The sequence below is a fragment of the Tsukamurella sputi genome (assembly GCF_007858445.1).
GTDB classification, from domain to species: domain Bacteria; phylum Actinomycetota; class Actinomycetes; order Mycobacteriales; family Mycobacteriaceae; genus Tsukamurella; species Tsukamurella sputi.
The window spans coordinates 594,687-612,465 of record NZ_VIGV01000003.1 but is presented as its reverse complement, the minus strand read 5'-3'; the positions used below and the strand labels follow the sequence as shown (position 1 = coordinate 612,465).

Below are 17,779 nucleotides of genomic sequence, written 5' to 3'. Positions count from 1 at the left end.
GGCGCGGGCCCGGCACCGTCGGGACTCCCTAGCGGGGCGTTCATCGCGAGATCCCGATGTGCATTCCCCATGTCCATGGACGTAGGGAGTGCGCCGCCCCTATAGGGAGCGGCTAGGCCAGGCGCTCGGCCCGGCGCTTGCCGGACCACAGCTCCTCGACGACGACCTGCACCAGCAGCGCGATCGCGCTCCACACCAGCGCGGCGAGCGGCGTCGCCCCCGCGGCGACCGCCGCCACGCCGGCACCGAGCAGCGCGAGGGTGATGCCCACGGTGAGGGCGCGGTGGCCGTCGAATCCGGTGAGGTAGGCGTCCATGATCTCGATCCCCAGGACCGCGACGACGAGCGGCAGGACGAACGCGCAGGCGACGACTACGTTGCTCACGTGCGCCTCATGCGAGACGCCCAGCGCCTCGACGTGCAGCCCGGCACCGAAGGCCGCGATCGCCAGGAAGATCACCATGTGGCCGTAGCCCCAGGCGAAGCACTTGTTGGTGTTGCGGACGAGCGCCTCCCCGACGGGGATCGAGAAGTAGATCCACCAGATCGACAGGTTGAGCACCATCGCCGCGACGCCGAGGACGGCGATGTCGATGCTCCAACCCTGCGCCTTGAGCAGCGCCTGCAGCGCCACGACCGTGCCCACCACGCCCTCGCCGAGCGTGATGATGGTGAGCAGCCCGTAGCGCTCGGCGATGTGGTGCGGGTTCCAGGGAGTGCGCACGCGCCGCTCGGCGATGTACGGTCCGCCGAGCTCGACGACGAACAGGACGACGCCGATGCCTACGAACTGCGCGAGCGTCAGCGGTGCGAAGGCGCTGAAGAGCCAACCGATCTGGGCGACGGTGATCGCGACGATGTACGTGACGGCGACGGTGCGGTACTGCGGCGAGGAGATCGCCACGCGGGCCCACTGCGAGAGCAGCGCGACACGCATCACCACGTAGCCGATCACCAGCACCGTGTTGTTCGGCTGTTCGTGGGCGGTGATCGAGGCGAAGAAGGGCTCGACGCCGAGGCCCATGATGCAGACACCGATCATCTGCAGCATGGTGACCGCGCGGAAGAGCCAGTCATCGGTGTCGAAGGCCGAGGCCATCCAGGTGAAGTTGATCCACGCCCAGATCGCCGCGAAGGCGCACAGCCCGAAGCCCAGGAAGGCCGCCAGGTAGTGCCCCTCCGCGATCGCGTCCGCCAGCTGTACACCGGCGAGCGAGAAGACCACCACGAAGGTGAGGTCGAAGAACAGCTCCAACGTGGTGGCCGTGCGGCCCTCCTCGTGGGGGTCGCGCCCCGCCATCCGGGTCAAGCGGCGGCGCACCGCCGACGGTCCATCGGTCACGGAAGATCTCCTGCTCGTCGTCCGAATTCGTGATCGCACGAAACGTCGATCATCGTAGGCCGCGTGGATCGGCGGCGCGCGCCGATGTCAGCGCGTGGTGTACCCGCCGTTCGCGAACAGGGTCTGACCGGTGATCCAGTGCCCGTCGGTGGAGAGGAAGTCGACGATGGGCGCGATGTCCGAGGTGTTCGTGAGGCGGTTGCCCATGCCCTGCGACTTGTGGAACTCGACGCGCTCGGGCGTCTCCTGGCCGTAGAAGAAGGGCGTGTCCATCGGTCCGGGCGCGATCGCGTTGACGCTGATCCCGCGCGTACCGAACTCCTTCGCCGCGGCGCGGTTGAAGTGCTCGACGGGCGACTTGCCGCCCGCGTAGGTGGAGTAGCCGTCGGTGAAGGCGCCGAGCAGCGCGGTGACGATGGTGATCAGCGTGCCGTCGTCGTTGAGGGTGCGGCCGGCCTCCTTGATGAAGAAGTACGCCGCCTTCGCGTTGATGTCGAGCATCGAGTCGTACTCCTCCTCGGTGGTCTCGAGGATGGGCTTGCGCAGCACCTTGCCGACGGTGTTCACGGCCACGTCCACGCCGCCGAAGGCCTCCTTGGCCTGGTCGAACAGCGCGGTCACGTTCGCGGGGACGGTGAGGTCGCCCTGGAACAGCAGCGCCTTGCCGCCCGCGGCCTCCACGGCGGCCGCGGTCTCGCGGGCCTCCGCCTCGGACGACGGGCTGTTGTAGTGCACGGCGACGTTCGCGCCCAGCCCGGCCAGGTGGCGGCTGACCAGGCCACCGAGGTTCTTGCCGCCACCGGCCACGACGGCGGACTTACCGGCGAGCTTCGTCATGTTTCTTCTCCTTGCGTCGGGGAATGTGTGCAATCTCCAAGGTAGGGCGGGAACAGACAACCAACAATCGAATCTTTCGGTTCTATTCACTACTTCTGCTTGTGAGATGCTGGTCGGGTGACCACCCCCGACCTCCGACGGCTCGAGCAGTTCGTGGCCGCGATGGAGGAGCCCTCACTGGCCGCCGCGGCGGCCCGCCTCCACCTGAGCCAGCAGGCGCTCTCGGCCGCGCTGCGCCAGCTCGAGCGCGAGCTCGGCACGCCGCTGTTCACCCGGTCCGGGCGGCGCCTCGCCCCCACCGCCGCCGCCCGCTCGCTGTACGACGGTGCGCCGTCCGTCCTGTCCGGCGCCCGGCTGCTCGCGGCGCGGGCGCGGGCCGCGGGCGCCGAGCGGCCGCGGGTCTTCGTCGTGGGCCGCAGCCCCGCCGTCACCGCCGACGAGGCCTACGAGCTGCTCGAACCGCTCATCGCACAGGAGGATTCACCGTCGATCACGGTGCGGGAGCTGTTCCCGTCTGCGATGGTCGAGGAGCTGCAGGAAGGCACCGTCGACCTGGTGCTCCGACGGGGCGTCGCGCTGCCCGAGCGGCTGGCCGGGGTGACGATCACCTACCACCGGATGCGCGTCGCGCTGCATCGCGACCACCCGCTCGCCGGTCGGGAGTCGCTCGCGCTGGCGGACCTCGCAGCGTCGCCCATCGTGGTGTGGGCACCGCCGCACGCCTCGTTCTACACGGACTTCCTCGTCGCGCAGTGCCGGCGCGCGGGCTTCGAACCGGACCTGCTGGTGAACCGGGTGCAGGGCACGCCGCCCGCGACGGCCGTGCTGACCTCGCCGCACGCCGCCGCCTTCGTCACCGACCCGGCCGGGCCGCGGTTCGGAGGCCGGGTCACGGTGGTGGAGCTCGACGACGCTCCGCAGGTCCCGGTGCAGGCGCTGTGGCTCCCGCACACCGTCGACCCGCTGCGTGCCGCGCTCCTCGCGGCCTATCCCCCGGCCTGAGTGCCGATCACCGCGGCTTGCGGGCCGTCACGAACTGCCCCTGCCCGCTGACGGTCTGCTGCACGTCGGCGAGACCGTAGTCGCGCAGCCAGCCGGTGATCTCGTCCTTGCCGAACCAGCGGAAACCCGAGACCCGCTCCGCGGTCGACGATCCGAGGACGGAGGTGAGCGGCGTCTGCAGCGAGGTGAACAGCGCCACGCGACCGCCCGGCTTCGTCACCCGGCAGATCTCCCGCACGGCGAGACGCGGCGCGGGGATCAGATACAGCGCGGCCAGGCAGACCACGGTGTCGAAGGTGTCGTCGGGGAAGGGCAGTTCGAGGGCGCTGCCGCGCACGTAGGCGACGCGATCGCCCGCGTTGTCGCGGACGGCCCGCTGCAGCATCGCGTCGGAGACGTCGAGCCCCACCACCACGCCCTCGCCACTGAGCTTGCGGGCCAACGGTTTCGTGTACAGCCCGGGGCCGCAGGCGACGTCGAGCAGCTTCTGATCACCGCGGCCCGTGAGCTCGTCGAGCAGCACGTCCGTGCGGCTCAGCGTGCCGGTGCCGCCGAGGCTGAACAGGCGGGTGAACGCGGGGCGCCACGCCTTCTCGTACACCGCGGCCAGCGCGGGGTTGTGCATGAGGGCGTTGCTCAGCCCCGTCGGCTTGGCACTCTCGGGTGCGAGCACGTCGAGGTAGCCGTGGCTGCGGTCGGGCTCGCGGCCGAGCCGCTCGGGGTCGAGCAGGGCCTGCACCCGGTCCAGTGCGCTGGTCATGGGGATGACGCTAGCGCCCTACTGCGCGCCCCGGGCCAGGTCGGTCGCGATGTCGCGCTCGAGCAGGTGCGCGCTGATCGCCGTGGCCGCGACGGAACCGGCTCCGGCCGCGACGATCACCTGCGCCATCGGATTCACGACGTTGCCCGCCGCCCACACGCCGGACTGCCCGGCGACGGCGCCCATCGGGTCGACGGGGACCGTCGGGAACGGCCCGGCGGCCACCCGCTCGGCGCCCAGTACCCGCAGGAGCTCGTCCTGCGGCTCCAGCCGCGGGCCGACGAAGACGGCCTCCCGCTCGATCTCGGTGCCGTCGGCGAGCCGGACCGCGCGCAGGGCGTCGTCCTCGACGACCAGGCCGGCGACGGCACCGTCGACGATGCGGGTGCCGCGCGCGGAGATCCTCGCGCGGTCGGCGTCGTCGACCTCGAGACCGTTGGTGAAGAAGACCAGGTCGCGCGACCACTGCGGGATGAGCAGGGCCTGGTGCACCGACATCGCGGCGATCTCACCGCCGATGACGGCGAGCGGCCGGTCGCGCACCTCGTAACCGTGGCAGAAGGGGCAGTGGAGCGCATCGCGGCCGAAGCGTTCGACGACGCCCTCGATCGCGGGCAGCACGTCGCGCAGGCCCGTCGCGACCAGCAGGGTGCGGGCGCGCAGTTGCTCGTCGCCGACGGTGACGACGAGGACCTCGCCCTCCCGGCGCACCGCGGTCGCGGCGCCCGCCAGGATGCGCACGCCGTAGGCCTGCGCCTCGCGCCGGCCGATCGCCAGCAGCTCGGCGGGGTTCAGGCCGTCGTGGCCGAGATAGCCGTGCATGTGCTCGGCGGGGGCGTTGCGGGGCGCGCCCGCATCGACGACGGTGACCGCCGGTCGCGCCCGGCCGAGGACCTGCGCGGCGGTGAGCCCGGCGGCCCCGCCGCCGACGATGACGGTGTCCAGGATCTGCGTTTCGTTCATGGATCCACCGTGCTCCAGAAACGGCTGAACCGGCAAGTTTCCTTGCCGGTTCAGCAAACGTTGCGGGCGTGGACTACTTCGCGGGGTACTCGTAGATACCGCGGCCGGACTTCTTCCCGACGTAGCCGGCCTCCACCAGGCGCAGCAGCAGCGGCGGCGCGGCGTAGGTGGGCTCCTTGTACTCGGCGTACATCGCGTCGGCGATGAACTTCACGGTGTCGAGGCCCACGAGGTCGGCCAGCTTGAGCGGCCCCATGGGGTGCGCGCAGCCCAGCATCATGCCCTTGTCGATGTCCTCGGCGGTCGCGAAGCCCGACTCGTACATGCGGATCGCCGAGAGCAGGTACGGCACCAGCAGGGCGTTGACGATGAAGCCGGACCGGTCCGTCGCGCGCACGACCTGCTTGCCCAGCACCTCGGACGCGAACTGCTCGGCGCGGGCTGCGGCCGCCTCCGACGTCGACAGCGAGCTGATCACCTCGACCAGCGGCAGCACGGGCACCGGGTTGAAGAAGTGCAGGCCCAGCACGCGGCCGGGGTTCTTCGTGGCGGTGGCGATGCGCTGGATCGGCAGCGAGCTGGTGTTGGACGCGAGCACGGCCTCGGGGTCGGTGACGACCTCGTCGAGCTTGCCGAAGATCTCCGCCTTGACGGCCTCGTTCTCGACGATGGCCTCGACCACCAGTTGGCGGTCGGCGAAGTCGGCGAGATCGGTGGTGAAGCGCAGCCGCTCGGCGGCCTGATCGCGCTCGCGCTCGGTGATCTTGCCGCTGGACACGGCGCGGTCCAGCGACTTGAGGATGCGCGCGCGACCGCCGGCCGCGAGCTCCTCGGTGGCCTCCCAGACCAGCACGTCGGCACCGGCGCGCGCCGACACCTCGGCGATCCCGCCACCCATCTGGCCGGCGCCCACGACGCCGACCCTGGAAACACTCTCGGACATGAATATTCCTAACGTAAGAACCGCTCGAAGCGAGATGAGGGTAACTCTGCTGGGGTACGCCCAAAACGTACCCACCTACGCCACAGGCGGCCCGCGACGAAAGTCACGGACCGCCTGCGATCGGCTAGATCCCCGGGGAGGCGGAACAGTTCCTAGTGGAACTGGCCCTCCTCGGTGGAGCCCTTCAGGGCGGCCGTCGAGGTGTTGGGATCGACGGTGGTGGCGATGCGGTCGAAGTAGCCGGCGCCGACCTCACGCTGGTGCTTGGTGGCGGTGTAGCCACGGGCCTCCGACGCGAACTCGCGCTCCTGCAGGTCGACGTAGGCCGTCATGCCCTCGCGAGCGTAGCCGTAGGCCAGGTCGAACATCGAGTGGTTGAGGGCGTGGAAGCCGGCCAGCGTGATGAACTGGAAGGTGAAGCCCATCGCGCCGAGCTCCTTCTGGAACTTGGCGATGGTCGCGTCGTCCAGCGCCTGCTTCCAGTTGAAGGACGGCGAGCAGTTGTAGGACAGCAGCTGGTCCGGGAACTCGGCCTTGACGCCCTCGGCGAACTTCTTGGCGACCTCGAGGTCCGGAACGCCGGTCTCCATCCAGATCATGTCCGCGTACGGCGCGTAGGCCTTGGCGCGGGCGATGCAGGGCTCGATGCCGTTCTTGATGTTGTAGAAGCCCTCGGCGGTGCGCTCACCGGTCACGAAGGGCTTGTCGCGATCGTCGACGTCCGAGGTGATCAGGGTCGCGGCCTCGGCGTCGGTGCGCGCGATGACGACGGTGGGCGTGTTCGCCACGTCGGCGGCCAGACGGGCCGAGGTCAGGGTGCGGATGTGCTGCTGGGTGGGGATGAGCACCTTGCCACCGAGGTGGCCGCACTTCTTCTCCGAGGCGAGCTGATCCTCCCAGTGGGTACCGGCGGCACCCGCGGCGATCATGGCCTTCTGCAGCTCGTAGACGTTCAGCGCGCCACCGAAGCCGGCCTCGCCGTCGGCCACGATCGGCACGACCCAGTTGTCGACGGACTTGTCACCCTCGACGCGGGCGATCTCGTCGGCGCGGAGCATGGCGTTGTTGATGCGACGCACGACCGACGGCACCGAGTTGGCCGGGTACAGCGACTGGTCGGGGTAGGTGTGGCCCGAGAGGTTCGCGTCGCCGGCGACCTGCCAGCCGGAGAGGTAGATGGCCTTGAGGCCGGCGCGCACCTGCTGCACGGCCATGTTGCCGGTGAGGGCGCCCAGGGCGTTGATGTAGGAGCCGTCACCCTTGGTGACGCCGTCCCACAGGATCTCCGCGCCGCGGCGAGCGAGGGTGTTCTCCTCGACGACGCTGCCCTGCAGCTCAGCGACCTGCTCAGCGGTGTACTCGCGCGTGATGCCCTTCCAGCGCGGGTTGGTGTCCCAATCCTGCTGGATCTCTGCGGCGGTCCTCGGCTGTCCGACGGTGCTCATTGGCTCCCCGTTCTTCTTTGCGTCGATGTGGATCTGATCGGCCACCAGGCGGCTGAGCGAGGGGCTATCGCTAACCCGATTCGCAGTCCCGGCGTTGCGCCTTCACCTACTGTGCCACACCTAAAGCCGCAGGCCAAGGCGGTCGGCAATGCCAAAGCAAGCCATGAATTCATCGTGAACTTGCTAATTTTGCGAAGGCTGAGGGCGAAGGTCGACGGAAAAAGTACGCCCGTACTGGGAGTTTGCCGGCGTGGGCCGCCGGGCCCCTCCGCCCGGTTTTCGACGGTACGGTGCCGCCGCGCCGCGCGCCGTCGACACGGTCCTGTGACGCACCTCACTGCTAAGGCGTCGGTGAACGCCCGGAACCCGACGGTAGCTGGGCTTCCGCGACTAATATTCGCTCCATGTCCAAGACCTTCGTGGGGGCACGACTGCGCGGCCTGCGCAAGGAGCGCGGGCTGTCGCAAGCGTCCCTCGCGGAGGCGCTCGAGATCTCACCGTCGTACCTGAATCAGATCGAGCACGACGTCCGCCCGCTCAGCGTGCCGGTGCTGCTCAAGATCACCGACGTCTTCGGCGTCGACACCTCGTTCTTCAACTCCCAGGACCAGACGCGCCTGATCGCGGAGCTGCGCGAGGTCACCATGGACGTCGACGCCCCCACCAGCACCGACGAGCTGTCCGAACTCGCGCGCGATCACCCCGGCTTCGCCCGCGCCATGGTCGCGCTGCACCGCCGCTACCTCGGCGCCGCGGATCAGCTGGCCCAGGTGACCGACGGCCGCAACGACCCCGGGGCCCGTGGCGCCATCCCGAACCCGCACGAGGAGGTGCGCGACTTCTTCTACCAGCGGCAGAACTACTTCCACGAGCTCGACGTGGCCGCCGAGGAACTCACCGCGCGGATGCGCATGCACAACGCCGACGTGCGCACCGAGATCGTCACCCGGCTCGAGGCCGTGCACAACGTCTCCATCCGCCGCCGCGTCGACCTCGGCGAGACGGTGCTCCACCGCTACGACCCGCGCACCCGCGTGCTCGAGATCAACCGCCACCTCTCCGGCGGGCAGCAGGTCTTCAAGATGGCGGCCGAGCTCGCCTACCTCGAGTGCGGCCGCGAGATCGAGTCCCTGGTCGACGGTGCCGGGTTCGGCTCCGAGGAGGCCGGCCGGCTCGCGCGCCTGGGGCTCGCGAACTACTACGCCGCCGCCGTCGTGCTGCCGTACACGCAGTTCCACGGCGCCGCGGAGGAGTTCGAGTACGACATCGAGCGGCTCTCCGCGTTCTTCTCGGTGAGCTACGAGACCATCGCGCACCGGCTGTCGACGCTGCAGCGCCCCAACCTGCGCGGCGTGCCGCTGTCCTTCGTCCGCGTGGACCGAGCGGGCAACATGAGCAAGCGGCAGAGTTCCACGGGCTTCCACTTCTCCGCGTCCGGCGGCACCTGCCCGCTGTGGAACGTCTACGAGACCTTCGCCTGGCCGGGCAAGATCATCACGCAGATCGTCGAGATGCCCGACGGCCGCAACTACCTGTGGGTCGCGCGCACCGTCGAGCGGCGGGCCGCGCGGTACGGGCAGCCCGGAAAGACCTTCGCCATCGGCATCGGCTGCGAGCTGCGCCACGCGCACCGGCTCGTCTACGCCCGCGGCATGGACCTGTCCGACGTGAACGCCACCCCCATCGGTGCCGGCTGCCGCGTGTGCGAGCGGGCCGGTTGCCCCCAGCGCGCCTTCCCCGCTATCGGCAAGGCTCTCGACATCGACGAACACCGCTCGACGGTGTCCCCCTACCTCGTCCGCTGAGGACGTGCCCTCGACATCGCCGCCAACCGCTCGACGGTGTCCCCCTCCCTCGTCCGGTAGGCGGTAGCGTCGGGTCATGACACCGCGCGTGACACCCGGCGGACTCCGCCAGCTCGGTCCGATCAACTACGCCATCGCCCGGATCGGTGCGAAGGCCATCCGCGCCGACGACATGCACCTCTTCTCCACGCTCGGCCGCACCAAACGGCTCTTCGTCGGCTGGCTCGGCTACTCGGGCATGCTCATGCCCTTCGGTGCGCTCAAGCGGTCGGAGTCCGAGACCGTGATCGTGCGCGTGGCGTACCTGCGGGGAAGCGACTACGAGCTGGGCCACCACCGGCGGATCGGCGCGCGAGCCGGCCTCACGGACGTGCAGTTCGAGCGCATCTTCGACGGCTCCGGTTGGGACGAGCGCAGCGCGGCACTCCTCGACGTGGTCACCGAGCTCGTCGAGGACAAGGAGGTCTCCGACGGCGCGTGGGCCCGCCTCGCCGAGTTCTACGACGATCGCAGGCTCGTCGAGATCGTCATGCTGGCGACCAACTACGACGGCCTCGCCACCGCGATCGACGTCCTCGGCATCCAGCCGGAGCGGCAGTGACCGTGAAGGTGCACAAGGTGATCACCAACATCGCGGTCGACGACATCGACTCGGCCCGCGGCTTCTACGCGGACTTCCTGGGCCTGTCCGACGAGGAGTTCAACCTCGGCTGGGTGGCCCGCTTCTCCTCGCCCGATCACGGCGCCAGCGTGCAACTGGTCACCGGTGACCGGACCGCGCAGATCGACTCCGACATCTCCGTCATGACCGACGACGTCGACGCCGCGTACGCCGAGGCGCAGCGGTCCGGCTACGAGATCGTGCACCCGCTCACCAGCGAGGAGTGGGGCCCGCGCCGGTTCTTCGTCCGCGCCCCCGACGGCACGGTCGTCAACGTCGTCGGCCACCACTGACACGCTTTTCGAACGTCGGGTTCTGCGGCGGTACGAGGCACGATTCGGCCTCGTCCGTCCGCAGAACCCGACGTTCGAAACGCATCAGCGGGTCGCCAGGTACTCCGGGCGCCGCGCGTCGGCGGCGAAGGGCTCCTGCAGCGCGTTGGACACGGCGTTGAACACCACGAACAGGTTCGACCGCGGGTACGGCGAGATGTTCCCCGCCGACGCGTGCAGGCAGTTGCAGTCGAAGTACAGCGCGCTGCCCGCACCCCCGGTGACCTGCTCGATCCCGTAGCGATCGGCCATGTCGGCGATGTCCGACTCCTCGGGCGTGCCGAAGGGCGGCCGGTAGGACTTCAGCGACTCCCGATGGTAGTCGCCGGGTGTGCGGCCCACGCAGGAGACGAACTTGCGGTGCGAGCCCGGCATGATCATCAGCGAGCCGTTGAACGCCGTGTTCGGCGTGAGCGCCAGCGAGACGCTCACCGCACGGGGTGTGGGCATGCCGTCCTCGGCGTGCCAGGTCTCGAAGTCGCTGTGCCAGTAGAAGGGCCCGCCGGCGAAGCCGGGCTTGAGGTTGACCCGGCTCTGATGCACGTAGACCTCGTCGCCGAGCAGCTGCCGTGCGACTCCGGCGATCTCCTCCCGCGCGATGATCGACGCGATGCGGTCGCTGAGCTCGTGCACTGCGAACAGCGATCGCACGCTACCGTCCGAGGTCTCGCGGATCAGGCGCTCGTCGTCGCCGAGCAGCTCCGCGAATCGGTCGATCTCCGCGCGCACGTCACGGATGTCGGCGGCGCCGAGCACGCCCTCCACGCTGCGGAAGCCGTTCGTCGCGAAGCGGTCCACGGCATCGTCGGACCAGGGACCGGAGCGGCCGGGCCAGACGACGGGGTCGGGCCGATCGATGACGTCGCTGGAGTCGACGCGGGTGGTGTAGGGGTCGGCAAGTGTCGCAGAATGATTCATCGATACCTTCCGTCCGGGCAGTGCCTCTTGTTCCGCACTGCACTCCTGACGGCGCGGGCACCCGTCGCCACCGACGCCCCTGCTCGACTCGGCGCCGTGGGTGGACCACGCCGCGGCCCCGACCATGCCAGGGTCCGGGACGAGTGTCCAATTCAGCCGGTCAGTCCCACCAGAAGTGCCAGTGGGTCCACTCGGTGAGGCCGGCGCGGTACCCGTCCACCGGCTCGCCCTGATCGATGTTGTCCGGGCAGTACGCGTAGTGCTCGCGAAGAAGTCCGTCGATCTGCTCCTGCGTCTGCGGCCGCCGCCCGGCCTGGACCAGGAGTGTGTCGAAGCCGATGCCGACCAGCACCGCACCGAAGCGGTCCTCCCAGGAGCGCAGCACCGCGGCGTGGTCGGCACCGGTGTAGTCGTAGTTCACAGCGCCCCACCACCCGAGGGCCGCAGGGACGTCCGCGGGCCGGGCGACCGGCACGAGCATCAGCGCGCCGTCCTCACCGGTCTGCAGCGAGCCCGCCTCCGTGTCGGGCCCCGCGACCGCAGGCGCCAGTGCGGTCACCGGCGGCACCGTCGGCGCCTCCGCATCGGGGTACTCGGCCGCGAACTCGGCGTCGCCCCGCGTCAGGACTGCGAGCGCGTCGGGGATCTCGGTGATCGGCCCGTCCATCTCGCCGTCGCCCCAGGGCCGCGCGAGGTTGCCGTCCTCGAGGCCGACGGCGCGCACCGGCCACAGCCCGGATGTGGGGAAGGCATCGGCCAGGCCTCTGATCAGGACGTCCAGTCGCGCCGCCGGCAGGATCTCGTCGCTGATCCAGGCCACGGCCGCCCCGTCGCCCTCTTCGGCGGTGACCATGTGGCCCGGCGGGAGTCCGTTGCCTGCGAGGTTCTGTACTGAGGCGAGGTTTCCGGGAGTGGCTCGGAACATCGTCGAACTCCTTGACGCGAGGGGGGAAGGGCACGTCGGCCCGGCACCGTCGAGAACGGTGCCGGGCCGACGGGAAAGCGGTACCTACAGGTTGATCATGTGGCCGGCGAGGCCGTGGATGGACTCCTGCAGCGCCTCCGACAGGGTCGGGTGCGTGTGCACGTTGCGCGCGAGCTCGTTGACGGTGAGGTCCCACTTCTGCGCGAGGGTCAGCTCGGGCAGAAGCTCGGAGACGTCGGGGCCGATGAGGTGGCCGCCGAGCAGCTCGCCGTACTTGGCGTCGGAGACCAGCTTGACGAAGCCCACGGCGTCGCCGAGACCCTGGGCCTTGCCGTTCGCCGTGTACGGGAAGGTCGCGGTCTTGACGTCGTAGCCCTCGTCCTTGGCCTGCTGCTCGGTGAGGCCGAACGAGGCGACCTGCGGCTGGCAGAAGGTGGCGCGCGGCATCATGCGGTAGTCGCCCAGCGCCTGGGTCTCGGCGCCCGCGATCGTCTCGGCCGCGACGACACCCTGCGCCTCGGCGACGTGCGCGAGCTGCAGCTTCGCGGTGACGTCGCCGATGGCGTAGACGCCCGGCACGTTGGTGCGCATGTAGTCGTCGATGGCGATGGCGCCGCGCTCGGTGAGGGCGACGCCCGTCTTCTCGAGGCCGAAGCCCTCGACGCGGGGCGCGAAGCCGATGCTCATGAGCACCTTGGAGACGGTGATCTCGCCCGGGCCCTTGGGGCCGGTGTACTTCACGACGACCTGCGAGTCCTGATCGTCGACCGACTCGACCTTGGTGGAGGTCAGGATGTTCACGCCCAGCTTCTTGTACTGCTTGGCGATCTCCTTGGAGACGTCGGCGTCCTCGTTGGGCAGCGCGCGGTCGAGGAACTCGATGATGGTGACGTCCACGCCGTAGTTCTTGAGAACGTAGGCGAACTCCATGCCGATCGCGCCGGCACCGACGATGGCGATCGACTCGGGGAGGTCGCGGGTGAGGATCTGCTCCTCGTAGGTGACCACGTTGTCGGACAGCGTGACGCCCGGGAGCAGGCGGACCGTCGAACCCGTGTCGATGATGATGTTGTCGCCCGTCACCGTCTGATCGCCCACCTGGATGGTGTGGGCGTCCACGAAGGTGCCGTAGCCGTTGATCTCGGTGATCTTGTTCTTCTTCATCAGGAAGTGAACGCCCTTGACGATCCCCTCCGATACCTTGCGGCTGCGGTCGAAGGCGGCGCCGAAGTCGAACGAGACGTCACCGGAGATGCCGAAGAGCTGCGCCTTGTGCGTGAAGGTGTGCGCCAGCTCGGCGTTCTTCAGGAGCGCCTTCGACGGGATGCAGCCCACGTTCAGGCACACACCGCCCCAGTACTTCTCCTCGATGACCGCGACCTTCTGCCCGAGTTGGGCGGCGCGAATAGCAGCGACGTAGCCTCCTGGGCCTGCGCCGAGAACAACAGTGTCAAAGTGATCAGCCACGGCTTTCAGCCTAGCCCTAGTGTGGAGTCCATGGACCAGTACGCATGGCTCGAAGAAGTGGAATCCGCCACTGCCCTCGATTGGGCGAGGGAGCAGGGCGCCGCGAGTACCGCACGCCTGACCGGACCGCGGTTCGAGGAGATCCAGTCGGGCGTGCTCGCCATTCTGGACACCGACCAGCGCATCCCCTATCCGGTGCGGCGCGGCGAGTACCTGTGGAACTTCTGGCGCGACGCCGACCACCCGTACGGGCTGTGGCGCCGCACCACCCTGGAGTCCTTCCGCACCGACAGCCCCGAGTGGGACGTGGTCATCGACGTCGACGCCCTCCGCGAGGCCGAGGGCGAGAACTGGGTGTGGGGCGGGGCCGCCGTCCTCCGCGCCGAGTCGCCCGACGGTGCGCGGTACGACCGCGCACTCGTCTCCCTCTCCCGCGGTGGCGCCGACGCGACGGTGGTGCGGGAGTTCTCCATCTCCCGCCGCGAATTCGTGGGCGACGGTTTCTCCCTCCCGGAGGCGAAGAGCCGGATCTCGTGGATCGACAAGGACACCGTCTACGTGGGCACCGACTTCGGCCCCGGATCGCTCACCGATTCCGGCTACCCCCGTGTGGTGAAGCGGTGGCGCCGCGGCACCCCGCTCGGCCACGCGGACATCGTCTACGAGGGCCACCACTCGGACGTCTCCATCGGCGCCGGCTACGACGACACCCCCGGTTACGAGCGGCATTTCGTCACGCGCGCCATCGACTTCTACAACAGCGAGATCTACCTGCTCGAGCCGGAGACGCTGGCGCTGGAGCGGATCGACGTCCCGACCGATTCCGATGCGGACGTGCACGAGTCGCGGCTGCTGGTGCGCCCGAAGTCCGAGTGGGAACTGCCGACGGGGACCGTTCCCCCGGGTGCCTTGGTGGCCTTCGACTTCGACGCCTACCGCGCCGGCTCGCGCGAGTACAGCACCGTCTTCACGCCGGATGCGCACACCGCCCTGGCCGGGTACGCGTGGACTAAGTCGTATCTGCTGCTGTCGACGATGCGGGACGTGCGCTCGGAGCTGCACACCCTGGAGCCGGGGACGTGGGAGAAGCGGGAGACGCGGGGTTTCCCGGAACTCGCCGAGATCGGCGTCTACTACACGGATCCGCGCGAAGGCGACGAGATCTTCGCCACCGCGAGCGGTTTCACCCTGCCGCCGACGCTGCTGCACGGCACGGCGGGCGGTTCGGTGGAGCCGCTGAAGTCGGCACCCGCGTTCTACGACGCCGAGGGCGTGACCGCGGAGCAGTTCTTCGCGACCAGCGAGGACGGCACGCAGATCCCCTACTTCGTGGTGCGCAAGCCCGCGGACGGGCCGCAGCCGACCCTGCTCTACGGCTACGGCGGCTTCGAGGTCTCGCTGACGCCGGACTACACCGCGGTGTCGGGCAGTTCGTGGATCGCTCGCGGCGGCGTCTACGTGCTGGCGAACATCCGCGGCGGCGGCGAGTACGGACCCGACTGGCACACGGCCGCGCTCAAGGAGAACCGCCTGCGCGCGTACGAGGACTTCGCCGCGGTCGCGAAGGATCTCGTGGAACGGGGCATCACGACGCGGGCGCAGCTGGGCGCGCAGGGCGGGTCGAACGGCGGGCTGCTCATGGGTGTGATGTACACGCGCTACCCGGAGTTGTTCGGCGCCATCGTCTGCCAGGTTCCGCTGCTCGACATGCGGCGCTACCACCAGCTCCTCGCGGGCGCCTCGTGGATGGCGGAGTACGGCGATCCGGACGATCCCGCGCAGTGGGCGTACATCAGCGAGTACTCGCCGTACCACAATCTTCCCGGCGGTCCCGGCGACCTGCCCGCGCTGCTGGTCACCACGTCGACCCGCGACGACCGGGTGCATCCCGGCCACGCCCGCAAGTTCGTCGCCGCACTGCAGGCGCGCGGCATCGACGTGGACTACTACGAGAACATCGAGGGCGGCCACGGCGGCGCTGCCGACAACAAGCAGGCGGCGTTCAAGTCCGCTCTCGCCTACGAGTTCCTGTGGCGCGAGCTGGGTTCGGACGATAAGTGATGCCCGTCCGGACGGCGAGGTGGCTCGCGATCTTCATGGGCGCGATGACGGTGCTGTGGTCGCTCATGGGCCTGACCGCGTTTCCCGTGGCCGCGGTGGTGGTCGTGCTGCTCGGCGTGGCACTCGTCGCCGGTGCGGTCGTGGCCGCCGGACGGGGCCCCGTCGCGCCGTCCGCCTCGGACGAGCCCGCAGCCGGGGAGCCACGCAGGACCCAGCGGGTGTTCCGGACCGCCGTGGCGCTGGAGTTCGTGGGAGCCATCGCCGCGATCGTGGTGCTCGGCAAGACCGGGCACCCGGCGTACATCATGCCCGCCATCGCACTGGTGGTCGGGCTGCACTTCTTCGTCCTCGTCCTCGCCCACCCGCAGTTCCGCCTGCACATCGCGACCGGGGTGGTCGGCACCGTCGGACCGTCCGTGGCGATCGTGCTGATGGCGACCGGTTCCCTCAGCACCGGCGCCGGTCATGCGCTCGCCGGCCTCGCCCTCGCGCTCTGCACGATCACCTACGGCGCGAGCGCTCTTCGCGTCCTGCTGACGACCACCACTTCCGGCACCAGCACGACCTGAGAGGAATCATCATGACGATCGATCCGCTGTACTCCTCCACGCGCGACCTGCTGGACGCCTTCCGCAGGCGCGAGACGTCACCCGTCGAGGTGCTTCAGGCGCAGTTGGACCGGATCGACCGCGTCGACGGTCGGCTCGGCGCGATCGTGGAGCGGCTCGACGATTCGGCGCTCGCCGCGGCCGCCGCGGCCGAGCGGCGTTATCGCGACGGTGATCCGCTGCCGCTCGACGGCATCACGGTCGCGGTGAAGGAGAAGCATGCGATCGCGGGGCACCGGATCACGGAGGGCTCCCTGGCCTGGGACGGCTACGTGCCGGAGGAGGACCACCCGGTCGTCGAACGCCTGCGCGCCGCGGGTGCGATCTTCCACGCCCGCACCGCGACCCCGGAGTTCTGCATCGCCACCTTCACGCACACGATCAAGTGGGGTGTGAGCCGCAATCCGTGGAACACGGAGTATTCGCCGGGCGGCTCGTCCGGCGGTTCGGCGGCGGCCGTCGCCGCCGGCATGACCACCCTGGCGACCGTCTCCGACATCGGCGGATCCACCCGCGGTCCTGCGTCTTTCACCGGCACCGTCGGCTACAAGGCGCCGTACGGACGTGTGCCGGCCACCGGGCCGAGCACTCTGGACTACTACCGCGGCGACGGCGTCCTGGGCCGCACGATGGACGACATGCTGCTCGGCACCCGGCTGATCGCTGGGCGGCACAAACGCGATCAGTCATCGCTGCCGGCCGTCCCGCTCAGCGCCGACCGCGACGTGCGCGGCATGCGCATCGCGTTCTCCCCCGACCTCGACGGCTACACCGTGGGCCCCGAGGTGATCGCGAACGCCCGCGCCGCGGCCGACGACCTCGCCGCGGCAGGGGCCACCGTCGAACAGGTGCGGATGGGGTGGGATCTGGACGTCATGCGCACCGGCCTCGCCGCGCACTTCGCCCAGATGACGGCGTCCATGATGGGCACAATTGTGGGCGATCGCACCGCCGAGATGACCGACTACGCGCGCGACTTCCTCACCCTGGCGTCGTCTGCGCGCGAGCACTTCACGATGTTCGACGCGGCCCGCGCGGAGTACGCCTTCCAGCAGGGCCTCGCCGAGGCGATGACGGGCTTCGACGCGCTGATCTGCCCGACCAGTGCCGCAGTCGGTTTCCCCGCCGGCGAGACGATGGCGGACGGCATCGAGATCGACGGCCGCACCGTCCCGTGGACCGACGGCCTGCTGACGATGCCCTTCAACGTCAACAATCGCTGCCCGGTACTCGCGGTGCCCAGCGGCTTCGCGACGTGCGGTATGCCGACGGGCATCCAGATCGTCGGGCATCCGTACGACGATGACGTGGTGCTCTCGCTCGGCAGCGCGCTCGAGGAACGACGCGGACGACTCTTCGACTCGCACCGCCCTGAACTGGAAGGAAAGCAATGATCGCTGCATTCTCGATCAGCCCGATGGGTGGCGACCACGACGATCCCGACGGTGGTGTCGCCGCCGCCGTCGCGGAGGCCGTCGCCATCGTCCGCGCCAGTGGCCTGCCCAACGAGACCAACGCGATGTTCACCAACATCGAGGGCGAGTGGGACGAGGTGATGGCGGTGATCAAGGCGTGCGTCGATCGCCTCGCAGAGTCCGCGCCGCGCGTCTCCCTCGTGGTCAAGTGCGACATCCGCCCCGGCCACACCGGCCAGCTCACCGCCAAGGTCGAGCGCGTGGAGCAGCACCTGCGGACTGGCACGTAGGCACT

At 69.6% G+C, this 17,779-nt stretch carries 17 protein-coding genes; 8 read left to right on the top strand and 9 right to left on the bottom strand.

Annotated elements, in window-relative coordinates; genetic code table 11:
* Nucleotides 1-112: 112 nt before the first annotated feature.
* Both FK268_RS12395 and FK268_RS12390 read right to left on the bottom strand, forming a co-directional pair.
* A complete protein-coding gene (locus FK268_RS12395) occupies nucleotides 113-1,342 on the bottom strand; it encodes a low temperature requirement protein A (RefSeq protein WP_146434371.1) in 1,230 nt (409 codons plus the stop codon).
* An 87-nt stretch (nucleotides 1,343-1,429) separates the two neighbouring features.
* Entirely contained in the window at nucleotides 1,430-2,179 is a 750-nt protein-coding gene (locus tag FK268_RS12390) for an SDR family oxidoreductase (protein ID WP_146434370.1), read from the bottom strand.
* 117 nt (nucleotides 2,180-2,296) lie between these two features.
* Here FK268_RS12390 and FK268_RS12385 point away from each other — a divergent pair, with 117 nt between their 5' ends.
* On the top strand, nucleotides 2,297-3,181 hold the full coding sequence (locus FK268_RS12385; RefSeq protein ID WP_146434368.1) for a LysR family transcriptional regulator: 885 nt from the start codon (nucleotides 2,297-2,299) through the stop codon (nucleotides 3,179-3,181).
* 7 nt (nucleotides 3,182-3,188) lie between these two features.
* On the opposite strand, the gene FK268_RS12380 is transcribed toward FK268_RS12385, so the two are convergent.
* The 4 genes from FK268_RS12380 to aceA all read right to left on the bottom strand — a co-directional run bounded on the left by FK268_RS12380 (nucleotide 3,189) and on the right by aceA (nucleotide 7,292).
* A complete protein-coding gene (locus FK268_RS12380) occupies nucleotides 3,189-3,941 on the bottom strand; it encodes a class I SAM-dependent methyltransferase (RefSeq protein WP_146434366.1) in 753 nt (250 codons plus the stop codon).
* Nucleotides 3,942-3,959: 18 nt separating this feature from the next.
* Entirely contained in the window at nucleotides 3,960-4,904 is a 945-nt protein-coding gene (locus FK268_RS12375) for an NAD(P)/FAD-dependent oxidoreductase (RefSeq protein ID WP_146434364.1), read from the bottom strand.
* 73 nt (nucleotides 4,905-4,977) lie between these two features.
* The gene (locus tag FK268_RS12370; protein WP_146434362.1) at nucleotides 4,978-5,847 is read right to left on the bottom strand and encodes a 3-hydroxybutyryl-CoA dehydrogenase; all 870 of its coding nucleotides are present in this window, start codon (nucleotides 5,845-5,847) and stop codon (nucleotides 4,978-4,980) included.
* A 152-nt stretch (nucleotides 5,848-5,999) separates the two neighbouring features.
* A complete protein-coding gene (gene aceA / locus FK268_RS12365; protein ID WP_146434360.1) occupies nucleotides 6,000-7,292 on the bottom strand; it encodes an isocitrate lyase in 1,293 nt (430 codons plus the stop codon).
* 404 nt (nucleotides 7,293-7,696) lie between these two features.
* Between aceA and ramB the strand changes: the two genes are divergently transcribed.
* From ramB to FK268_RS12350, 3 genes are all read left to right on the top strand, one after another.
* Nucleotides 7,697-9,097: an acetate metabolism transcriptional regulator RamB gene (gene ramB / locus FK268_RS12360; RefSeq protein WP_146434358.1), complete on the top strand. Its 1,401-nt coding sequence runs from the start codon at nucleotides 7,697-7,699 to the stop codon at nucleotides 9,095-9,097.
* A 76-nt stretch (nucleotides 9,098-9,173) separates the two neighbouring features.
* On the top strand, nucleotides 9,174-9,698 hold the full coding sequence (locus tag FK268_RS12355) for a carboxymuconolactone decarboxylase family protein (protein WP_146434356.1): 525 nt from the start codon (nucleotides 9,174-9,176) through the stop codon (nucleotides 9,696-9,698).
* A 2-nt stretch (nucleotides 9,699-9,700) separates the two neighbouring features.
* Nucleotides 9,701-10,051, top strand: a complete 351-nt coding sequence (locus tag FK268_RS12350) for a VOC family protein (protein ID WP_146434589.1) — start codon at nucleotides 9,701-9,703, stop codon at nucleotides 10,049-10,051.
* Between the two features lie 84 nt (nucleotides 10,052-10,135).
* Here FK268_RS12350 and thpD read toward each other — a convergent pair whose 3' ends face one another.
* The 3 genes from thpD to lpdA all read right to left on the bottom strand — a co-directional run bounded on the left by thpD (nucleotide 10,136) and on the right by lpdA (nucleotide 13,400).
* Nucleotides 10,136-11,008 (bottom strand): ectoine hydroxylase, encoded by an 873-nt coding sequence (gene thpD, locus FK268_RS12345; RefSeq protein ID WP_146434354.1) that lies wholly within the window; start codon nucleotides 11,006-11,008, stop codon nucleotides 10,136-10,138.
* A gap of 160 nt (nucleotides 11,009-11,168) precedes the next feature.
* On the bottom strand, nucleotides 11,169-11,933 hold the full coding sequence (locus FK268_RS12340) for a DUF4253 domain-containing protein (protein WP_146434352.1): 765 nt from the start codon (nucleotides 11,931-11,933) through the stop codon (nucleotides 11,169-11,171).
* A gap of 84 nt (nucleotides 11,934-12,017) precedes the next feature.
* Entirely contained in the window at nucleotides 12,018-13,400 is a 1,383-nt protein-coding gene (gene lpdA / locus FK268_RS12335; RefSeq protein ID WP_146434350.1) for a dihydrolipoyl dehydrogenase, read from the bottom strand.
* On the opposite strand from lpdA, the gene FK268_RS12330 reads away from it, so the two are divergent.
* The 4 genes from FK268_RS12330 to FK268_RS12315 are packed head-to-tail and all read left to right on the top strand — an operon-like array spanning nucleotide 13,389 to nucleotide 17,774.
* Nucleotides 13,389-15,461, top strand: coding sequence for a prolyl oligopeptidase family serine peptidase (locus tag FK268_RS12330; RefSeq protein ID WP_269434224.1), 2,073 nt, complete (start codon nucleotides 13,389-13,391; stop codon nucleotides 15,459-15,461). The genes lpdA and FK268_RS12330 overlap by 12 nt on opposite strands.
* On the top strand, nucleotides 15,461-16,030 hold the full coding sequence (locus FK268_RS12325) for a hypothetical protein (protein ID WP_146434346.1): 570 nt from the start codon (nucleotides 15,461-15,463) through the stop codon (nucleotides 16,028-16,030). Before FK268_RS12330 ends, FK268_RS12325 begins: the two co-directional genes overlap by 1 nt.
* Before the next feature lie 11 nt (nucleotides 16,031-16,041).
* Nucleotides 16,042-17,463 carry an amidase gene (locus FK268_RS12320; RefSeq protein WP_146434344.1) on the top strand — a complete coding sequence of 474 codons (1,422 nt, stop codon included), beginning with the start codon at nucleotides 16,042-16,044 and terminating at the stop codon, nucleotides 17,461-17,463.
* Nucleotides 17,460-17,774, top strand: coding sequence for a thiamine-binding protein (locus tag FK268_RS12315; RefSeq protein WP_146434342.1), 315 nt, complete (start codon nucleotides 17,460-17,462; stop codon nucleotides 17,772-17,774). Before FK268_RS12320 ends, FK268_RS12315 begins: the two co-directional genes overlap by 4 nt.
* The last annotated feature ends 5 nt before the right edge of the window (nucleotides 17,775-17,779 follow it).